Raw genomic sequence first — 20,124 nt, 5'->3', positions numbered from 1 at the left:
GATCAGCCGCCGGCCTAGCGGCGGGCTGCTTCGAGCTCTTCGGCTTCGGCGCCGCCGATGGCTTCGCCACGGGCCACCATACCGGCAGTATCGGAGAGCGGGATCTGCTTCAAAGTGATAGCCAGGATCAGCGCAATGGCGATGAACGGAACCAAGTACCAGAAGACGGGCGCCAGGGAGTCGGCATAGGCGTTCACGATCGCGTCGCGCAACTGCTCCGGCAGTTGTGCCAGCGCCTGCGGGTCCAGGGTTCTGGTGGACTGGGATGCTTGCTCGGCCGATGCCCCTGCGCCCGTGAAGGCTTTGGTGAGCGATTCGGCCAGGCGGTTGGTGAAGATGGAGCCAAAGACAGCGACGCCCAGGGAGGCACCTACTTCGCGGAAGTAGTTGTTGGTGCTCGTTGCTGTGCCGATCTGGTCAGCCGGTACAGAATTCTGCACCACCAATACGATCACCTGCATGATCAGGCCCAGCCCGGCACCAAAGATGAACAGCTGCACGCAGATCATCCAGATGGGTGTCTCGGCGGTCAAAGTGGTCAACCAGAGCATGGCCAGGATGGTCAGGGCCGCACCCATGATCGGGTACAGCTTGTACTTGCCCGTCTTGGAGATCCGGATACCGGAGAAGATCGAGGTGCCCATAAGGCCCACCATCATCGGGAGCATCAGGAGGCCTGATTCGGCGGCGGAGGTCCCGGAGGACATCTGCAGGAACGTGGGAACGAACGCGATGGCTGCGAACATGCCCAGGCCCAATGTGAAGCCGATGGCGGTTGCATTGATGAAAATGGGGTTCTTGAACAGGCTCAAGGGAATGATCGGATCCTCGGCACGGCGTTCGGCCATGACGAAGGCGAAAGCGGCGAGGACCATGCCGGCGCCAAAGGCCCACGTGAGGGGAGAATCCCAGCCTTCGTCCTTCTTGCCGCCGAAGTCTGTGAAGAAGATCAGGCAGGTGGTGGCTGCGGAGAGGAAGATGACGCCCAGGATGTCGATCTTCTTTTCGGCCTTCTTGTTCGGCAGGGTCAGGGTGAACCAGGCCGTAATGAAGGCGGCGATGCCAATGGGAATGTTGATGTAGAACGCCCATTCCCAGGTGAGGTGGTCAACGAAGAAGCCGCCCAGCAGGGGACCGGCTACAGCCGAGAGACCGAAGATGGCGCCCAGCGGGCCCATGTACTTGCCGCGCTCCTTGGCCGGAACGATGTCGGCGATGATGGCCTGCGAAAGGATCATGAGGCCGCCGCCGCCCAGTCCCTGGATGGCACGGAAGATCACGAAGCCCCAGAAATCGGTGGCAAAAGCACAGCCGACTGATGCCAATGTGAACAGTGCGATGGCCACGAGGAAGAGGTTGCGCCGGCCAAGGATGTCGCCGAACTTGCCGTAGATGGGCATCACGATGGTGGTGGCCAACAGGTAGGCAGTGGTGATCCAGGCCTGGTGTTCCACACCGCCAAGCTTTCCGACGATTGTCGGCATCGCCGTGGAGACAATGGTTTGGTCCAGGCTGGACAGCAGCATTCCTGCGATCAGCGCTGAGAAGATGATCCAGATTCGTTTCTGGGTCAGCAGCAAGGGTTCTGCTGCCTTCGAGAGTGTACTCATGCGGGGTCCTTCGGTGTCTGTGCCGGGGTGGTGTCCAGCGGTTGCGAAAAGAGTTTCCGGGCGGCAGCGAGGTTCTGGTCGAGAAGCTCGCGGTAAGGCCGTGTGTTGTCCTCGGAGAAGAACTGCTGGGACGTCTTCTTGGAAACTGCGCCGAAAACGGCCGAGGCCATGATGATCTCCGGGTGGTCGGGGGTGAGGCCTTCGCGGGCGGCGATCAGTTCCATGAACTGGCGTTCCCGTGCCTCGCCTTCCAACGTCATGCGGCCCAGGAGTTGGGGCTCGGCTTTGATCGCGGCGATCAGTTGGTGGACCTCGGCACGGCTGATGGTGGAACGCTCCACGATGTCCACAGTTAGGTGGAACAGCGCGGAGAGCAGCGTTCCGGAGATGCCGTCCGTTCGGCGTGCCTCGTTCCGGTTGAACGCGTCCAGCGCATCCTGCGGAAGATCGTCGGAAAAGGCTCCGATGACGGCGTCTTCCTTGGAATGGAAGTAGTTGAAGAATGTGCGCCGGGAGATTCCCGCGTCCTCGCACACTTCCTCCACGGTATAGCCGTTGAGTCCGCGTTCGGCAGTCAAGTTGCGCGCGACGGCGGTGATGGCCAGACGTGTGGCGACCCGCTTGCGCTCGCGGAGGCCGCCGTCGTTATTTGCACTATTGCTCACAAAGTAAAGTTTTGCACTAACCTCTCAATAGTGCAAAAAGAGCGTTAGGTGTCATTCCTCATAACGAGCCCACATGCGACGACGGCCGGTACCTTCCGTCTGGAAGGTACCGGCCGTCGTCGTACTTTGGGTCTTGCTCCGGCAGTTACGCCTTGTGCGCCGGGGACGTCATGGTGGTGACGTCGAGGGCCTTGTCCAGGTCTGCTTCGGAGACCTTGCCTTCGCCCTCACCGACGAAGCCAAGCTTCTCGGTGGCCTGGCGAATGGTCAGGCCTTCCTTGACGGCGATCTTGGCGATCTTCGCGGCGTTTTCGTAGCCGATGTACTTGTTCAGCGGCGTCACGATGGACGGCGAAGCTTCGGCCAGGAAGCGGGCACGCTCGACGTTGGCGGTGATGCCGTCGATCATCTTGTCGGCCATGACGCGGCTGGTGTTGGCCAGCAGGCGGATGGACTCGAGCAGGTTGGCGGCCATGACCGGGATGCCGACGTTGAGCTCGAAGGCGCCGTTGGTGCCGGACCAGGCGATGGCGGTGTCGTTGCCGATGACCTGGGCGCAGACCATGATGGACGCTTCGCAGATGACCGGGTTGACCTTGCCGGGCATGATCGAGGAGCCCGGCTGCAGGTCGGGGATGGCGATTTCGCCAAGGCCCGTGTTGGGTCCGGAGCCCATCCAGCGGAGGTCGTTGTTGATCTTCATGAAGGAGATCGCGATGTTGCGCAGCTGGCTGGAGCCTTCGATGAGGCCGTCGCGGTTGGCCTGGGCCTCGAAGTGGTCGCGTGCTTCGGTCAGCGGCAGACCGGTGTCGGCTGCGAGCAGCTCGATGACGCGCTCCGGGAAGCCGGCCGGGGTGTTGATGCCGGTACCGACGGCGGTTCCGCCCAGGGGAACTTCGGCAACGCGGGGGAGGGCGGCGTTGATGCGCTCGATGCCGTAGCGGACCTGTGCTGCGTAGCCGCCGAATTCCTGGCCCAGCATGACAGGGGTGGCATCCATGAGGTGCGTACGGCCGGACTTGACGACGTCCTTGAACTCCACAGCCTTGCGGTCCAGGGAAGCGGCCAGGTACTCAAGGGCCGGGATCAGGTCGTTGATCAGGGCCGAGGTGGCGGCAACGTGGACGGACGTCGGGAAGACGTCGTTGGAGGACTGGGAAGCGTTCACGTGGTCGTTGGGGTGGACCACCTTGTCGCTGCCGGCGGCAGAGAGGGCGCGGGAGGCCAGCTCGGCGATGACCTCGTTGGTGTTCATGTTCGAGGAAGTGCCCGAGCCGGTCTGGAAGACGTCAATCGGGAAGTCGCCGTCGTACTTGCCGGTTGCAACCTCATCGGCTGCTGCGGCGATGGCCTCGGCGAGCTCGCCGTCGAGCACCCCCAGTTCAGCGTTCGCCAGTGCGGCTGCCTTCTTTACCCGGGCAAGGGCTTCAATGTGAGTGCGCTCAAGCGTCTTGCCGGAGATGGGGAAGTTCTCCACAGCACGCTGCGTCTGGGCGCGGTACAGGGCGTTCACGGGGACGCGAACTTCGCCCATCGTGTCATGTTCAATACGGAACTCAGTGGTGGAAGTCATGGGGCTAGCTTATGGCGATTGGACGCTTCACAGAAAACCCGCAGGGGAGTGCTACGTGCCCCGGCCAGATGGCCGGGGCACGGCTTCCTAGAGCTCGCCGATCGCGGAAACAAGGGCAGCTTGGCCCTCGCCGAGTTTGTAGGAGAGGCCGATGACGGCCACGCGGCCATCCTCAATGGCGTCCGAAATCACACGTGAGCTGTCCGCCAGGCGTTCAGCGGTCTGCTTGACGTGCTCCACCACCATGTCGTTGACGTCTTCCTGGCCGTTGCGCTTGGCCGTGAGGACCGAGGGGGTGATGCGCTCGACGAGGTCGCGGATGAAGCCCGGCGGCATTTCTCCGGTTTCCACTGCGCCCTTGGTGGCTGTCACGGCGCCGCAGCTGTCGTGGCCCAGGATCGCGATCAGGGGCACCTTGAGCTCGCTGATGCTGTACTCGAGAGAACCCAGGACGGCGTCGTCGATCACCTGTCCGGCCGTGCGCACCACGAAGGCATCGCCCAGGCCGAGGTCGAAGATGATCTCTGCGGCCAGGCGTGAATCCGCACAGCCGAAGATCACGGCGAAGGGGTTCTGGCCCTCGAGCAGGGACGAGCGGCGGGAAGCATCCTGGTTGGGATGCTTGGATTCGCCGGAAACAAATCGTTCATTGCCCTCGCGGAGGCGTTGCCAGGCCAGGGCTGGAGTCAGTTTAGTAGGCACCTTATTACTTTACGGTGCAGGTGTTGCGGGCTGCGAAAGTGTTGCGCTGCTTTGAGTCGAAGGTGACACGGCTGCCGCGCCTTGGTCTGCGGACTTCACGACGGCGTCGGCGAGCTTGGCGAATTCCTCAAGGCTTGCCGTGCCGCTGAGGATGATGGTTGTGCCCTTGTACTCGAGGACCATGCTGCGCTTTTCCTTGCCGGAGTCACGCAGTTCCCAGTCCTGACCCCCGGCATTGCGGGTTCCTGTCACCGGAAGGTTGCCGGTTTGCTGCAGGGTCCAGGTGGGATTGGCTTTGTTGGTCTGGGTGAGGCCGATGAAAGCTTCCTTGGGAGTGAGGAAACCAACCTCCCAGGTGGGGACGCCAGTTCCGCTTCCCGATTCCCAGCGGGCGTAGTTCGGGCGGAATGTGTCGCCGGTATCCGGCGTCACGGGTGTGAATCCGGCCACACCTTCGGCGTTTTTGGCGATGGAAGCCACGTCGATGGCTGGCCGGAAGCCCTCACCCTTGGGTGCGGGATTCATCAAAACGATGGGAAGGAAAGCCAGTACGCAGACCAGAAGGGCGATGACCATGCCAATGACAGAGGCGTTGGCCCGTTTGGCAGCTTTCGCCGCGATCACGGGCTTGAAGGGGGCTTCCTGGGCATTGATGGGGTCGGCCGCCGCGGCTTCAGGTTGGTTACCGGCAGCGGACTTGTCCTGCGTTTCACTCACCCCTCAATGATCCCTTATCGGGGCAGGGAACACACATCGGGCAACCTCACCACCGGTATTGCGGCCGGTGGTCATTCAACCACCCTCAGTGGACGTGGCGACTATGATCGTTGGTAGAGGAACCCCGGGTTGCCTTTGTGCAGCCTTGTCCGGTCCCGTGAATCGTCACTCGAAGAAGAGGTTCAAGTGTCTCCTGCACCAATGACCCAGCAGTATTCCACGATTTCGCCGTCGCTCGCCGTCGGCATCGACGAACCCGACCGCAACCTTGCGCTTGAACTCGTCCGAGTCACCGAAGCAGCGGCTATTGCCGGTGGCCACTGGGTGGGGTTCGGCGACAAGAACAAAGCAGACGGCGCCGCCGTCGACGCCATGCGTTCGTTCCTTCACACCGTCCACTTCAACGGCGTCGTGGTGATTGGTGAAGGCGAAAAGGACGAAGCCCCCATGCTGTTCAACGGCGAACAGGTTGGCGATGGCACTGGTCCCGAGTGTGACGTTGCAGTCGACCCCATCGATGGAACCCGCCTCACTGCGCTGGGCATCAACAACGCCCTGGCCGTGCTGGCAGTTGCCGAGCGCGGCTCCATGTTCGACCCCTCGGCTGTCTTCTACATGGAGAAGCTCGTCACGGGTCCCGAGGCTGCCGACATGGTGGACCTTCGCCTGCCTGTCAAGCAGAACCTGCACCTGATCGCCAAAGCCAAGGGCGTCAAGGTCAACCAGCTCAACGTCATGATCCTTGACCGTGACCGCCACCGTCCGCTGGTCGAAGAGATCCGCGAAGCCGGTGCACGCACCAAGTTCATCATGGACGGCGACGTCGCAGGCGCCATCGCAGCTGCACGCTCGGGCACCGGCGTCGACGCCCTCATGGGCATCGGCGGCACGCCTGAAGGCATCGTTGCAGCGTGCGCCATCAAGTCCCTCGGCGGCGTTATCCAGGGCCGTCTCTGGCCGACGTCGGACGAAGAGAAGCAGAAGGCGATCGACGCCGGACACGACCTCGACCGTGTCCTGTCCACCAACGACCTCGTTACCTCGGACAACTGCTACTTCGCGGCCACCGGCATCACCGACGGCGACCTCCTGCGCGGCGTCCGCTACCAGAAGGACCGCGTCCTGACGCAGTCCATCGTGATGCGTTCAAAGTCCGGCACTGTGCGCTTCGTCGATGCTGAGCACCACGCATCCAAGTGGGAGACGTACGCGCGCAAGGCGTAACCTCTCCTAGCAACTGAAGGACGGCGGGCATCGCCCGGCGGCTATCTCCTCGTACCTCGTCGATTTGATGCCGCTTTCGCGATACCCGCCGTCCTTCTTTGTGCCCGCCCGGTTTCGGCTTCGCGCATTCTTGGGCGGGGCGTCGCCGACGGAGTGTGCCGTCGCCACCTTCTTTGACGGCGTGGGCAGCCGGACAAGCCCTAATCAGCGGCGCGTCCCGACCCGGACGCCCGCAAAGTGGGTCGCGGCGGCACGTGGGGACATTTGAATTTGGATGGCTTCAGGGAACATGGGCGTCGAAAGCCCGACGTCGGTACTTGGGTGAGTGCCCGACGTCGGGCTTTCCATGGAGCGTGCCGCTGGGTGTACCGTCGCCACCTGCTTTGCCGCCGTAGGCCGCCCGACACGCCGTAACCACCGGCGGGTCCCGACCCGAGCGGGGCGCAAGTGGGTCGCAGCGGGACGCCGCGACGCCAATACGCCCGCCGCCTTCAGCGGAGCTTGTCGCGAACCTTCCGGGCCAGCTGGTAGGCGCCGTAGCGGAGTTTGTTGACCGGGAGGTCCCAGGTGCCGGGGTAGGAGACCTCGCGGCCACCAAAGGACTTCTTGAAGGCCGTGAAGCCGGCCCACTTGTGGTCGGGCTGGTCCTCGGGCGCGACGCCCCAGAGGTCCACGTGCTTGAGGCCCTTCTCTTTGGCGTCGGCCATGAGCGTGACCAGGAGCGGGATGCCCGCACTGAGCTTTCGGTGCGTGTCATCCAGGGCGGCGTGGGCGTAGACCCGGGTGTCTGCGGAGTCATAGGCGAAAGCGGCCGCGATGGGCTCGCCCTCCAGCTCGGCGATGAACAGAGTTCCGGCACCTGAGGGCAACAACGACGCCGCCACCTGGGTCAGGTATTCGTCGCTTTGCGGCTTGAAGCCATTACGCGCGGCGGTCAGGTGGAGGAAGTGCAGCAGGATCGAGATGTCAGACGGGTCCTGGGAAGCGCGGAATGTCACGCCCTTTTTGTGAATGTTCCGGTACAGGTTGCGGTTGGTCGGCTTCATGCCAGCCAGCACATCCTTGAAATCCCCCTCCAAGTCCACCACCCAGCTGAGTTCGGGCTGCAGGTTGACCGGCGCGGGCCGCAGGCCTCGGGCGCGAAGGAGAGGACCGGCGTCGTCCGCTGTGAAACCTGCCGCGGCCGGTTCCATGCGGACGAACACTGCATGCTCCGTCTTGGCCAAAGCCGCCAGCGCTGCCGTGGCGGCGTCAAAGGCCTCCACGGAGTCGGCCACTGGCCCATAGGGGGCGTAGATGACTTTGCCAGCAGGGTTCTTTTCCTCGATGGCAAGAAAGCTCCAGCCAGGGCCGGATTGTTCGTGGACGCGGCGTCCCAGGGAACGCTGGACTGCCGCCCATGCGGGCGTTTGAAGAAAGAATTCCATGCGTCAGTTCCCCAAGCCCGTGGTCACGGCAAAGGCAATGCTGGTCCCGGTGGCACCCTGGACGGGGTGGACGTTGACCGGAGCCTCGATGTCGGGGATGAAAGCGGCGGCGCCGCGATCAAGCTGGAGATCGCTCTTGGGCGAGTCGAGCAGCACGGAACCGGAAACAACAACGACGACGGCCGGCCCCGTCTGTGCCAGCGGCACCGGGGCTGCGTCGGGGGCGAGCTCGATGCGCTGGAGCTGGAACTCCTTGAAGGGCGGACGGTACAGTTCCTGCCCGAATTCCGTCCCACTGGCCTCGACGCGCGGAACTCCGAGAGCCTCGAAACGCACAGTCTTCAGCAGCTCCGGAACGTCCACGTGCTTGGGGGTGAGGCCACCGCGAAGGACATTGTCCGAGGACGCCATGACTTCGACGCCCAGGCCGTGCAGGTAGGCATGGACGTTGCCCGCCGGCAGGTAGACAACCTCACCGGGTTCCAGGGACAAGTGGTTCAGGAGCAGCGAAATGAGGACCCCAGGGTCGCCGGGGAAGGCCTGGTTGATGTCGAGCATCGCCGTCAACGCCTGGCGGTGTGGCTCCAGCGGCGCCCCCGCGGCCAGGACCGCCACGACCTCGTCGATGGCATCGGAGACCGCACTTCCGCCCTGGATCAGACGGCTGAAGGCGGCCCTCAATGCCGCCGCCGGTTCGGCCTGACCGAGATCGGAGACGACGTCGGTGATCACCTGCGGAACGTCGACAGCGGCGGAGTCCAGGACGTGGGCCAGGTGCTCGAAGATGGCACGGGAATTTGCGGGGGAGCGGAAGCCGCACAGCGCGTTGAACGGCGTGAGGGCAAAAATCATCTCCGGCTTGTGGTTGTCGTCGCGGTAGTTGCGATCACCGGCGTCGGGGGCGACCCCGGCGGCATTCTCCCGCGCGAATCCTTCGCGTGCTTGCTCGAGGCTCGGATGAACCTGCAGGGACAGCGGTTGTTCTGCTGCCAGGAGCTTGGTGAGGAACGGCAGGCGGGGACCGAACTCGGCGAGGCTTTCCGATCCGAGGTTGCGTTGTGGGTCGGAGGAGATGAGAGCGTCCAGGGGCTGGGTGACGCCGTTGGGGTGGATGGCCGTGGAGGGGGAGTCCGGGTGGGCTCCGATCCACATTTCGGCCTCGGGACCGCCTGACGCCTGCCGCCCCAGCAGTTCGGCGATCGCCGTCGTCGAACCCCACGCGTAGGGTCGCAAAACATTCTCAATCTGGTACACGAAAGAAAGTCCTTATCGTTGCGCTGAACGTGGGGTGGAACTTACAGGGGTGCGCACTGGCCGTTGGTGGCCACGAGGTCGCGGATGCCCTGTTCATCGCCTTGGGCCTTGAGGCCGTTCAACAATTCGATGGTGATCGGTGTGCCGTCCGGGGTGGTGGTCACAGGGGTGAAGTCTGCCGACGGTGAAGGCAGCTGGCTTGCAGGCGCCAAGGCGTTGACAGGTCCGGCCGCCATGACAGCTCCGGCTCCCACTGCCGCACCGCGGCTGCCGGGGAGCACGACGGCGTCACTCGCCTTCGGACTGTTGCTGGAGGAAGCCAGCAGTTCCTGGACCTTGGAGTGGATCACGTCGAAGTCGGGAACCGTGGAGAAGGAAGCATCGAAATCCGGGGGGCCGATCGTGAGGCGTTTGACCGGTTGGTTCTTGGACTTCAGTGCGAGATCCACGAAGCTGCCCAGCTGGTTGGACGAGATATTGGAATCAACCACCTTGGTTCCGGCGTTGGCGATGTCCTCGAACTTGGTCAGGAGGGTGGCAGGGTCCAACTGCTTGAGCATGGCCTGCTGAACGCACTGCTGGCGCGCGATCCGGGCGTAGTCGTCCACGAATTCGCGGGAGCGGCCATACCAAAGCGCGTGGAAGCCATCCAAGTGCTGGTCTCCGGCAGGGATCCAGCCGTCCGGCATCCCGTGGATGCCGTTGGCTTCGTCGGTGACCGGGCCACTGATCGGTACCCAGCCGCCGGCCTTGATACGGATGCCGCCCATGGCGTCGATGAGTTTGGCAAAGCCGTCCATGTCCACCAGGACGTACGCCTGGACGGTGATGCCGAGCGTGCCCGAGACTGCTTCCAAGGTTGCCTGGGCGCCGGGGTCCTGGACGCCAGGATAGAGGTCTTTGTACTTGTTGGTGACCTCGGTGTTGACGGCGTTGATGAGGCATTCGTCGCCGCAGTTGTAACCGTCCGGGTAGATCTTCCGCATGGGCGATCCCTCGCTGAACTGGGCGTTCTGGAGGTTGCGGGGCACGGAGATGATGGCGCTTTCGCCGGACTTTGCGTCGACGCTGATGACGGACAGGCTGTCCGGACGTCGCCCGGTCCGGTCATCTCCGGCGTCGCCGCCCATCATCAGGAAGTTGTAGCGCCCGTCCACGGGGTCGATGGCCGGACCGGCTTCGAAGATGCTGCCGATCGCGTTGCGGCTCACGTTCAGGACATAGGCCAAGTACCCCAGCGATCCGCTGGCGAGGATGGTTGAAAAAGCCACCACCACGGCAATGATGGGACGCATTCCGGGAGCAAGAAGCGTTGGCCTGATGATCCGCAGGGTGTTGAGGAACAAGTACGCCCACCCCAGAGCGAGGGCGACCAGAACAACAATGATGAACAGCGACCCGACAGGGTGGGTCACAATGCTCAGCAGCAGTGTCCGGTTGGCCACGGCAATGATTATGGTCAGCAGAGCCAGGGCCCACACAGTGAGCGTCACGCGCAGGGCAAGGCGCCCAAGCTTGCGGTCGCCCGCGACGATCTGGGCACTGCCGGGAACAAAAAGGGTGAGGAGGACCAGCACGAAGGCGCGTTTGGTCCGCACCGGTGCACTGGCACCGGATGGGTAGCGGACGGGATCAGTCAGGGCGGAACCGGGCTGACTCGGGTTCTTGTGCATGGTAGTCATCCGCTGCCTTCCTAGCGGGTGCTCCGGGCTGAAGCGTTGGCCGGGGAGAAAACTTCCTCTACTTTGCGGCGAAGGTTCTCGCCCTTCTTGCTGGCCACGTCGTTGAGCTCCTGGGCGAAATCGAGAAGATCGCCCCTGAGCTTTGCGGCCAGTTCGTCGGTGCCGGATGCGAGCATGCGCACTGCCAGGAGGCCTGCGTTGCGGGCGCCCGCTATAGACACGGTGGCTACGGGAACTCCGGCAGGCATCTGCACGATCGACAGCAGGGAGTCCATCCCGTCCAGCGTCTTGAGCGGAACGGGGACGCCGATGACAGGAAGCGGCGTCACGGAAGCCAGCATGCCCGGCAGATGCGCTGCGCCGCCGGCCCCGGCAATGATGACGCGAAGGCCACGCTCATGCGCTGTTTGGCCGTAGCTGATCATTTCCGTGGGCATGCGGTGGGCAGAAACGACGTCGGCCTCAAAAGGGATGCCGAACTCGGCCAGGGCGTCCGCGGCCGCCTCCATGACGGGCCAATCGGAGTCGGAGCCCATAACGAGTCCTACCAGCGGGGCTTGCGGTGTCGTCGTCATACGGTCTCCTCGAGTGGGGTCTGTTCGGGCGTGCGGCCATCACGGATGATGTTGGCCACTGTGGTGGCGCGCTCACGTACGGAGTCGACGTCGGCCACGGAGCTGCCGACGAGGTTGACGTGACCGATTTTGCGGCCGGGGCGAACGGATTTGCCGTAGGAGTGCACCTTCGCGGCAGGCTCGTACGCCAGAGCCATGGGGAAAGCTTTGAAGAGATCCTGGTTTTCCCCGCCAAGGAAGTTCTTCATGACAACGACCGGAGCCAGTGCGTCGGTGGCACCCAGCGGCAGGTCCAGCACGGCACGCAGGTGCTGTTCGAACTGGCTGGTGATGGAGCCATCCTGGGTCCAGTGGCCGGTGTTGTGCGGACGCATTGCCAGCTCATTGATCAGGAATCCCGCCCCGACGCCCGGAGTTTCGAACAACTCCGCAGCCATCACGCCTGTGACTCCGAGCTCGTTGGCGATGCGGAGCGCGGCTTCCTCTGCTGCAGCAGCGACTTCCACGGCAATGTTCTGGGCCGGGGCAATGACTTCATCGCAGACACCGTCAACCTGGATGGTGTGCACCACGGGCCAGGCACGGGACTCGCCACTGGGAGTGCGTGCCACCAGTGCGGAGAGTTCCCGGCTGAAGTCCACCTTCGCTTCGGCCAGGAGGGGACTCATGGCCTGGAACCAGTCCTCGGTCTCCAGGGCATCGGCGCCGGAGTCGACGATCCTGACGCCCTTGCCGTCGTAACCGCCGCGTGGCGTTTTCAGCACTACGGGCCAGCCGATCCTGTCGCCGAAGGCAACAAGCTCGTCAACGGTGTGCACGGCCGACCATTCGGGGTTGGGCAGGCCCAACCGGTCGATGGCGGCCCGCATCACGAGCTTGTCCTGGGCGTTGACCAAGGCATCGGGACCGGGCTGAACGTTCACGCCGGCATCCAACAGGGCTCTCAGGTGCCCGGTGGGGACGTGTTCGTGATCGAACGTCAGAACGTCCAGGCCTTTGGAAAACTCCAGGAGAGCGTTCAAGTCCTTGTAGTCGCCTATGGGAGCCGTAGCCACGGCGGCAACCGCCGAAACGTCCTCACCTTCGGCCAAAACGCGGAGTTCGAAGCCCAATGCGGTAGCGGGCGGAGCCATCATTCGTGCGAGTTGGCCGCCGCCAACAACGCCAATTACTGGAAAAGTCACAAGGTTCAGCCTACCGAACCAGCGACAGGATCACTGATTCTGTGGCTCTTTTGGGCCCTTTTATCCCCGGTTCTTTACCCTCTATTGGCGTTCTCACAGCGTACTCCCGGGCAGTACGTGGAAATCGGCGCTAAAATGGTCAAGGCCCATCGGCCCACTTTCAACGGCCATGGAGGGTCATGATCACCACACTTGCAGATCGCATCCGCGGACTTGCTTCGCTCTTCTGGCGCGAAGTGGCCAAGTTCGGCGCTGTTGGTGGTGTGGCGTTCGTTATCGACAACGGCCTCACGTACTACCTGATGCACGGCCCGATGACTGACAGCCCGTCCAAGGCGCGTTTTGTTGGTGCCGTGGTGGCAACAATCTTCTCGTGGATCGCCAACAGGTTCTGGACTTTCCGGCATCGCAGGCAGGACAACGTCGTGCGCGAGTTCGTGATGTTCGTCATTATCAACGGCATCGGAATCGGGATCTCCACGGGCTTCACGTTCATTGCCAACTACTGGTTGAACATCACGGACAAGAACCTGCTTTTCGCGGCCGGTGTAGTTGGCATCCTGGTGGCCACGGTAGTCCGGTTCTTTGCCTACCGCTTCCTGGTCTTCAACAAGGAACTGGATCAGGAACCGGAATTTTCGCACGACCACGAGCTTCTGGATATCCACACCAAGGCCAAAGCCGGCGCGGAAGCAGGAGCAGGCAATCCGGCAACCGGCGAGCTTCCCTCCATCAAGAAGCCCTGACGCCCGATACCCCGGGCCGCTGCCGAACGGCTGACACTAAGGGCGGCTGACCCGCTCGTTTTCCAAGAGGTGGTCGGTGACCTCCACGTCGTCGTGAACGAGTACTACGGAGCCGTCCTCTTTCCATGCGCCGAGAGCGGCCGCGAGGCCCGATTCCAGTCCGTCGCCGGTGCGAACCAGAAGCCGGACTGAAGGCTGCTGGGTGCCAGCAAATCCCTCCAGCAGTTCCGAGTGCAAGTGCCCGGCGGAGCCGCGAACGGCGGGCGCGTCATCCTCAGGTTCGTTGTGCGCCATGAAGACGTCGCCATGGGAGCGGACTTCCGCCGCGTAATCCACGACGCCGGATGGCAGCTCACCTGGCCAGCGCATCGCAAGTGCTGCGAGCGGCACGGCGACCACCGCATCGAAGCCGGCCCCGGCGCCGTCGTCGGGTTTGTCGGTGACCAGCAGATCTGCAGAAGTGTCGTCCAGGACAACTTCCATTCCCAGCTGCCAGGCGGCGAGAGCCCAAACAAAGGACTTCCAGTGGGCCGGCAGGTCCAGGCGGATGGCCATGCCGGGTTCGGCGTCGAGTTCGTCCTGGAGCAGGTTGCTTGTTTTTGCCACCCAGTTGTCCAAAACGCGTCCGGACAGTTCAACCCGCTCGGAGTCGGGGCCGTACCAGGTGAGTCGGGGCGATGTTGAGTGCCCGGACCGGAGGGAGGTCATCAAGTTCACTGCCGGAATGCTCATGGGTCAATCTTGCCACGGCGCTTCAGCGCCACTGCCGACAACAAAGTATTCGATGTGAATTGCGACACAATCGCGTTAGTCCAATCGCTGGTTGTGTCCGTAATGCTCATACCGATTCCGCGGAAATTCAACGAATGTTCACGCAACCGATTCAGGGGTCCCGTTTTCCGCGGGTTTCGTCACCGGCAATGTGCGGGATTCCGGGCGTGGCGCATCCCACTTTTCCACAGCTTCTTGATTATTATCCCGGCGCGGCTTGACTGACTGTAGTTACACGCGTGTAATTAGTAATCAACGCCGCTGCACAGACATCCCGAATACCACCGGGAGTCGGAAATACATCCAAGCAGCAGCTGCAAACTCAGGAGGGACGCCATGGGGCAAGCGTTGCGTATCCAGGAAGATGCAGTCGTCGCAGAACATGCGTCGGTGAAATACCGTTCGCGGGAAGTGCCGGGGGACTGGTACGTGGACCCTGCGGATCCGGAAGCGGCAGACCGATACAACCAAAATGTGCAGCAGTCTTTGGAGGACCAGGCAACGGCACTCCTGGCGGCACATGAGGCGTTGATCGGTGACCTGCCGGCTGGTCCGGAAGATGACCTAGACGATCCTCCCATGGAGCTGCGCCGTCCGCTTGAGACGCCTGGACAGCCCGTGTGGATCGGTCTCCCCGGCCAAGGGGAATTCGACGACGAAGGTGAGCTTGGCTGGCAGACGGACGCGCTCTGTGCGCAGACCGATCCTGAAGCGTTCTTCCCTGAGAAGGGTGGATCCACCAGGGATGCCAAGAAGGTCTGTGGAGCCTGCAACGTGCGCTCGCAGTGCTTGGAATACGCTCTGGCCAATGACGAGCGGTTCGGTATTTGGGGCGGGCTTTCCGAGCGGGAGCGCCGTCGGCTAAGGAAGCGAGCGGTCTAATTCTCAAGGAAGTGCACGTTACCGCCGTCGTGGTTTCCCACGATGGCGGCAACTACCTGCCCAGGACATTGGCGGCATTGTCGGACCAGACGCGTTCGGCAGATGCCGCCATTGGCATTGATACAGGTTCCACGGATAACTCCTTGGGTCTGCTCCGCGGTGCCCTCGGGGAAGGCAATGTCACCACCTTCCACCAAGCGAAGACCGGCTTCGGCGCTGCTGTCCGCGCCGGTCTTCAGGAGCTTGCTCCTGCGGGGACCCGCTCCGGTGCGGGCCAGCCGGTGGAGTGGATCTGGCTTCTGCACGACGATGCCGCCCCAGCTCCGGACTCCCTGGCGGAGCTGCTCCACGCCGTGGAGCGCGCGCCGTCGGTAACCGTTGCCGGTTGCAAGCAGCTCGGTTGGGACGACGGCCGCCACCTCGTGGATGTTGGACTTTCAACGAGCCGCTGGGCAGAGCGTCTCACCCTGATCGATGCCGATGAAGTGGACCAAGGGCAATACGACGCCCGGTCAGATACGTTTGCCGTTAACTCCGCCGGAATGCTGATACGCCGGGATGTCTGGGAGCAGTTGGACGGGTTCGATCCCGCGCTGCCCGGCAGTGGCGACGACGTCGATTTCTGCTGGCGGAACTGGCTGGCCGGCAACCGTGTGGTTGTTGTGCCCTCTGCCCGCATGTTCCACGTGGAGCACCGCCCCCACGGCTTGGGCACGTCTTCGGCAGCGCGAAAAGCCCAGATCCATCTCCGGCTCAAGCACACGGTGTGGTGGAAGGTACCGTTCCAGGTTGTTGGTGCCTTCTTCGGAGCTCTAGTCCGACTGGTTTTGAGCATCCTCGTGAAGGAGCCGGGGTATGGCTTCTCTCAGTTCACTGCAACCATCGCAGCGTTGACTCGTCCTGTCGCAATTGTCCGGGGGCGCCGCGTCGCCGCCAGGACGCGGCGGGTCCATCGTTCCGTGGTGCGCGGCCTGCAGACGCCGACGCGCGAGGTCCGGGCCCATCGGCGATCCCTGCTGGAAGCCATCCGCCCCGGTGAAGACTCCCAGCCCTCCAGCGATCTTCTGGCTCCTGAGCCCAGCGGCGATGCCGCAGATGACTTCGCAGCCCTCGCCACGAACGAGCGGGGCTGGGTGGGGACCGGCGCTGTTGCCGCGGCCTGCATCGCCCTCGCAGCGGCTGTGGTCGGGCTACTTGGACTCCTTCGCTCCGGTCCTGTCACAGGGGGAGGGCTTCTCCCTCTTTCGGAATCCCCTGCGGACATCTGGGCCAACGCGTCCACATGGTGGATCTCCCTTGGTGCCGGCCTGCCGGGCCACGGTGATCCTTTCGGTTACGTCTTGTGGATTCTCTCTCTCCTCGGAGGCGGAGACGGGAACGCAGCCATGGGGTGGCTCCTCATCCTCGCGATGCCGTTGTCGGCTGTTGGCGCTTGGTTCGCGTCGGGCGCTTTGACCACCAAGCGCCGGTTCCGGACCGTGGCAGCTTTGGTCTGGGCGGGCTCGCCGACCCTCCTGATTTCCATCAATGAAGGCCGCATCGGTGCTTTGGTGGCCCATCTGATGATGCCGCTGCTGCTGCTTGCACTGCTGCGGGCATCGGGATCGGCCATCGGGCAATCGAGGGCACCGTATTCCACGACGTCCCACGCATCGTCCGGTGCCAGGCTCGCTCCTGTGCGCAGCAAGCCCGGCATTAATGGGACGCCTTCGTGGACGGCGGCAGCTGCAGCCGGTTTGGCCATGGCTGTCGTCACGGCCTCGGCGCCGTCGTTGCTGGGTCCTGTCGTCGTGGCTGTTGTGTTGGCTGCCGTGGTGCTGGGGCAGCGCGGCAAAACCATGTGGTGGTCGTTGCTGCCGACTCTTGCTTTGTTCCTTCCCTACGCCCTTTCCGTACTCGACAGACCCCGCTCCCTGCTGGCTGATCCCGGACTTCCCCTCGGGTTCGATGCCGCCCCGCTGTGGCAGCAATTGCTTGGCCAGCCGGTGGCATTCGGGATCGACGGCGGGCTAACGGGCCTGTCGCTGTTCGGGCCGGGTCCCGTGCCCTGGGCGTTGATCCTGGCCTTGCTCATTGGTGTGCCCGTTGTGCTGCTCGCCGTGGCGGCGTTGTTCTTGCCCGGTAAGCGCACAGCCCTGGCGCGGGTTTTCTGGTTGGCTGCCCTGGCCACCCTGGGAAGCGCCTGGCTCGTGGGGCATGTGGCTACGGGCGTCAACAACAACGTCATAGTCGGGCCTTTCACCGGCCCAGCCGTGTCCGCCTCGGGGATGCTGTTGCTGGGTGCTGCCTTGCTCGGAGCTGAGAAGATCTTCTCGGCGAGCCGCAGAACGTCTGACCCTGGCCGCCGGAGGCTTCCGCTGCGACGCGCTGCTTCGGCCGTCGTGGTGATCCTGCTGGTTGCGGGGCCTTTGGCTGGAATGGGAGCTTGGGCTGCGCAGAACGTCCTCCAACCCTCAACCCCCACGGGTTCCCCGGCGATCTCCAAAAACCCCCAGTCGGCCGCGTCTCTGGGCGCCCACCGCCAAGTGTGGCCCACGGAGTCCGGCACGCTGCCCGCTACCGCCGTCGATCGTGGCCAAGGGCCAGAGCGTACGCGAACCTTGGTGATCACAAGCGGCGAGCAAGGTGCCTTCACATCCTCACTCATGCGCGGAGCCGGAACGACGCTGGACAGCCTGTCCACGGTAGCTTCCGCGAGGACCATCATTGGCGCCCCGGGCCGGGAAGAACTCACCTCCGATGACGCGGCTACCGCATCCTTGCGGAGGGCAGTGGCTACGATCGTGGCGAGCACGGGAGTGGATCCCCGCCCCGACCTCGAACAACTTGGCGCCGGTTTCGTGGTGCTGAAGGCCGCGGACAACGCCGACCAACTGACCGCGAGCAGGATCGATGCCGTTCCGGGGCTGGTTGCCGTCGGCCAAACGGAGGCGGGCTGGCTGTGGCGCGTGACCCCCCGCGGCCAAGCAGCGGCCAATGCTGCGGACGCGGCGCATCGTGTCCGTATCGTCAATGGCGAAGGCACCACCGTGGGCACCCTGCCCTCCGAGGAGGTGGCCGCCAAAGCCAATGCTCCCGCCGGAGATGACGGCAGGAAAGTGGTGCTGGCTGAACGGGCTGATCCTGGCTGGTCGGCTTTGCTGGACGGCAAGCCGTTGACGGCGACAACATCCGGGTGGTCACAGGCATTTGACCTGCCGGCCGGTGGCGGCGAGCTTGAAATCCGCTACACGAACCCGTGGGCTCCGTGGCTGGGAATTCTGCAGGTGGTGGTTATCGTCTTGACAGTCCTGCTGGCGATTCCGATGCCCGCCCGCCGTTCCCGCACGGGCATGTCGAGGGACGAAGTCTCCCTCCGTAAGGAGTACAGCAGTGTCTGAGGATCAGAAGAAGAAGGCCGACGAAGCAACCCCGACGGCTGAGCCGAATGTGGCCGAAGACCAACCGCGTAGCAAAAAGTCACCACGCAGCGAAAAGTCACTACGCAGCAAGAAGTCCTCCCGTGGCGATAGGTCATCCAGCGACAAGGGTTCCCGACGATCCAATTCGGGCGTGGTCACCGGGGTGCTCTCCGCTGTGGTCATCGTGGCTGCGGGTGGAGGCGCTGTGGCTGCCACCTCGATGGTTCCAGGACCTTCAGGTGGTACCGGCACGGACATCCGCCAGGCTGACGTTCCGGCTGGCCGTGCTCTCGGAGTATGCCCCGAACCGGCGCGGCTGGTCAGCGGGACGGTGGTGGGGACGGACGCCGACTTCAGCCCTGTCTCGACCACGGCATCAAGCGCCCTCAACGCTGTGGTCCTGAGCAACCCCGCTGGCACAGTTCCTGGCAGCAAGGTCGCCGCCCTGGGCGGCGGGGCAGTGGCGGAGATCGCCAAGACTCCCACAAGCACTCCAACGCCTACGGCAGGACCACCGGTTCTTGCAGCGGGTGTGGCGTCCATCAGCCCGGTGACCTCGCCGTCTGTGGTGGAGGCAGCACCCATTGGAAACGAGCAGGCGTCCATGGCCGCCAACCTCAGCTATTCGGCCACCGACGGGGATCTCCGTGGCTTGGCGTCTGCGCAGTGCCAGCCGCCGAGCAATGATTCATGGTTGCAGGGGGCGAATACATCCGTTGGGCGCACTGCGGTTCTCAACCTGAGTAACCCATCCGAGACCCCTGCCACGGTGAACCTTGATCTTTTCGGCTACGAAGGCCAGATACAGGCTCCGGGCGCCAGAGGACTGCTGGTAGCTCCCGGAACCACCCGGTCCTTGAACCTTGCGGGGTTGGCCCCGGGAGAATCGCAGCTCGCTGTCCACGTACGAAGCACGGGCGGCCCGGTGGCGGGAACCATCCAGCAAAGTGTGCTGCGTGGGCTCGCTCCCGGGGGAGTCGAGTACCTTTCCCCGGGTGACGGGCCATCGAACGTCCAGGTGATGTCCGGCGTCGACATCCAGGACGCGGACGGGATCAAAGCGCTCTCCGTAAAGTCCGGGTTCACCGACGCGGTGCCGGCCCTTCAGATCGCTGTTCCCGGATCAACCGATGCAGTGGTGCAGGTCAGCCTATACGGCGCCAATGGCGAGCGGAAGCTTCCCAACGGGGGAGTGGTGACGGTCAAGGGCGGTTCTGTTGCCACGATGAATCTTGATGGCATTCCGGCCGGCAGCTACACAGTCCGTGCAAGCTCCGACGTTTCTTTCGTTGCATCGACCAGGGTCACCCGAGGCGCGAAAGCCGACGAAGCCACGGATTTTGCGTGGTCACCGGCATCGGCGCGGCTGGGGAGCCAGCACCTGGTGGCCGTTCCACGGGATGGTCTACGCTCCCTGAGCTTTGGCGTGCCCGAGGGCCGCGCCACGGTCAACTACGCTCCTGTCACGGCCGAGGGCAAAGTAGGCAAGGCTGTTGACCTTGACCTTGCCGGTGGCACCACGTCGGTTATCGAGCTCCCCGCAAAGTCCGGAGACGCGGTCATAGCGGGATACGTGGTTTCTGCGTCCGGCGATCCCGTCTACGGCGCGATGATCCTTGGAAAACAGGGCCGTAACGACGTGTCCGTGGTGGCGATCCAGGATGCAGCGGCTGGGTTGGAGAAGGTTCCCGTTACGGTGGGCTACTAACCG

Annotated in this window: 16 protein-coding genes; 5 read left to right on the top strand and 11 right to left on the bottom strand. The window is 63.6% G+C overall.

What is annotated here, in order from left to right:
• Positions 1–14 precede the first annotated feature (14 nt).
• The 5 genes from ACFVSI_RS12690 to ACFVSI_RS12670 all read right to left on the bottom strand — a co-directional run bounded on the left by ACFVSI_RS12690 (position 15) and on the right by ACFVSI_RS12670 (position 5,267).
• Positions 15–1,610: an MDR family MFS transporter gene (locus ACFVSI_RS12690; protein ID WP_387823927.1), complete on the bottom strand. Its 1,596-nt coding sequence runs from the start codon at positions 1,608–1,610 to the stop codon at positions 15–17.
• The gene (locus ACFVSI_RS12685; RefSeq protein ID WP_387823924.1) at positions 1,607–2,275 is read right to left on the bottom strand and encodes a TetR/AcrR family transcriptional regulator; all 669 of its coding nucleotides are present in this window, start codon (positions 2,273–2,275) and stop codon (positions 1,607–1,609) included. Before ACFVSI_RS12685 ends, ACFVSI_RS12690 begins: the two co-directional genes overlap by 4 nt.
• Before the next feature lie 145 nt (positions 2,276–2,420).
• On the bottom strand, positions 2,421–3,848 hold the full coding sequence (locus ACFVSI_RS12680; protein WP_387823921.1) for a class II fumarate hydratase: 1,428 nt from the start codon (positions 3,846–3,848) through the stop codon (positions 2,421–2,423).
• A gap of 87 nt (positions 3,849–3,935) precedes the next feature.
• Positions 3,936–4,550 carry a carbonic anhydrase gene (locus ACFVSI_RS12675; protein ID WP_387823918.1) on the bottom strand — a complete coding sequence of 205 codons (615 nt, stop codon included), beginning with the start codon at positions 4,548–4,550 and terminating at the stop codon, positions 3,936–3,938.
• Between the two features lie 9 nt (positions 4,551–4,559).
• On the bottom strand, positions 4,560–5,267 hold the full coding sequence (locus ACFVSI_RS12670; protein ID WP_387823915.1) for a DUF4245 domain-containing protein: 708 nt from the start codon (positions 5,265–5,267) through the stop codon (positions 4,560–4,562).
• A 201-nt stretch (positions 5,268–5,468) separates the two neighbouring features.
• On the opposite strand from ACFVSI_RS12670, the gene glpX reads away from it, so the two are divergent.
• Positions 5,469–6,491 (top strand): class II fructose-bisphosphatase, encoded by a 1,023-nt coding sequence (gene glpX, locus ACFVSI_RS12665; protein WP_186313628.1) that lies wholly within the window; start codon positions 5,469–5,471, stop codon positions 6,489–6,491.
• A 491-nt stretch (positions 6,492–6,982) separates the two neighbouring features.
• Here the strand turns inward: glpX and ACFVSI_RS12660 are convergent, their stop codons facing one another.
• The 5 genes from ACFVSI_RS12660 to ACFVSI_RS12640 are packed head-to-tail and all read right to left on the bottom strand — an operon-like array spanning position 6,983 to position 12,613.
• Complete coding sequence (locus tag ACFVSI_RS12660; RefSeq protein ID WP_387823912.1) at positions 6,983–7,918, bottom strand: lipid II:glycine glycyltransferase FemX; 936 nt, start codon at positions 7,916–7,918, stop codon at positions 6,983–6,985.
• Between the two features lie 3 nt (positions 7,919–7,921).
• Positions 7,922–9,172: a mannose-6-phosphate isomerase, class I gene (manA, locus tag ACFVSI_RS12655; RefSeq protein WP_387823909.1), complete on the bottom strand. Its 1,251-nt coding sequence runs from the start codon at positions 9,170–9,172 to the stop codon at positions 7,922–7,924.
• A 41-nt stretch (positions 9,173–9,213) separates the two neighbouring features.
• Positions 9,214–10,854: an LCP family protein gene (locus tag ACFVSI_RS12650; RefSeq protein WP_387823906.1), complete on the bottom strand. Its 1,641-nt coding sequence runs from the start codon at positions 10,852–10,854 to the stop codon at positions 9,214–9,216.
• 11 nt (positions 10,855–10,865) lie between these two features.
• Complete coding sequence (purE, locus tag ACFVSI_RS12645; protein ID WP_377548958.1) at positions 10,866–11,429, bottom strand: 5-(carboxyamino)imidazole ribonucleotide mutase; 564 nt, start codon at positions 11,427–11,429, stop codon at positions 10,866–10,868.
• Positions 11,426–12,613 carry a 5-(carboxyamino)imidazole ribonucleotide synthase gene (locus ACFVSI_RS12640; protein ID WP_387823902.1) on the bottom strand — a complete coding sequence of 396 codons (1,188 nt, stop codon included), beginning with the start codon at positions 12,611–12,613 and terminating at the stop codon, positions 11,426–11,428. Before ACFVSI_RS12640 ends, purE begins: the two co-directional genes overlap by 4 nt.
• A 179-nt stretch (positions 12,614–12,792) precedes the next feature.
• Here ACFVSI_RS12640 and ACFVSI_RS12635 point away from each other — a divergent pair, with 179 nt between their 5' ends.
• Positions 12,793–13,359 (top strand): GtrA family protein, encoded by a 567-nt coding sequence (locus tag ACFVSI_RS12635; RefSeq protein WP_387823899.1) that lies wholly within the window; start codon positions 12,793–12,795, stop codon positions 13,357–13,359.
• Positions 13,360–13,395: 36 nt separating this feature from the next.
• Here ACFVSI_RS12635 and ACFVSI_RS12630 read toward each other — a convergent pair whose 3' ends face one another.
• Positions 13,396–14,091 (bottom strand): TIGR03089 family protein, encoded by a 696-nt coding sequence (locus ACFVSI_RS12630; RefSeq protein ID WP_387823896.1) that lies wholly within the window; start codon positions 14,089–14,091, stop codon positions 13,396–13,398.
• Between the two features lie 375 nt (positions 14,092–14,466).
• Between ACFVSI_RS12630 and ACFVSI_RS12625 the strand changes: the two genes are divergently transcribed.
• Genes ACFVSI_RS12625 through ACFVSI_RS12615 form a run of 3 tightly spaced genes read left to right on the top strand, consistent with a single transcriptional unit; the run spans position 14,467 to position 20,121 of the window.
• Positions 14,467–15,012: a WhiB family transcriptional regulator gene (locus ACFVSI_RS12625; RefSeq protein ID WP_387823893.1), complete on the top strand. Its 546-nt coding sequence runs from the start codon at positions 14,467–14,469 to the stop codon at positions 15,010–15,012.
• 11 nt (positions 15,013–15,023) lie between these two features.
• On the top strand, positions 15,024–18,392 hold the full coding sequence (locus ACFVSI_RS12620; RefSeq protein ID WP_387823890.1) for a glycosyltransferase: 3,369 nt from the start codon (positions 15,024–15,026) through the stop codon (positions 18,390–18,392).
• Positions 18,385–20,121, top strand: coding sequence for a DUF5719 family protein (locus ACFVSI_RS12615; RefSeq protein ID WP_387823887.1), 1,737 nt, complete (start codon positions 18,385–18,387; stop codon positions 20,119–20,121). Before ACFVSI_RS12620 ends, ACFVSI_RS12615 begins: the two co-directional genes overlap by 8 nt.
• Positions 20,122–20,124: the final 3 nt, after the last annotated feature.

Origin of the sequence: Paenarthrobacter sp. NPDC057981 (genome assembly GCF_042886835.1) — a bacterium.
GTDB lineage: Bacteria > Actinomycetota > Actinomycetes > Actinomycetales > Micrococcaceae > Arthrobacter.
Note: the sequence above shows the minus strand (reverse complement) of the source record. Positions and strands in the feature narration are given on the sequence as shown.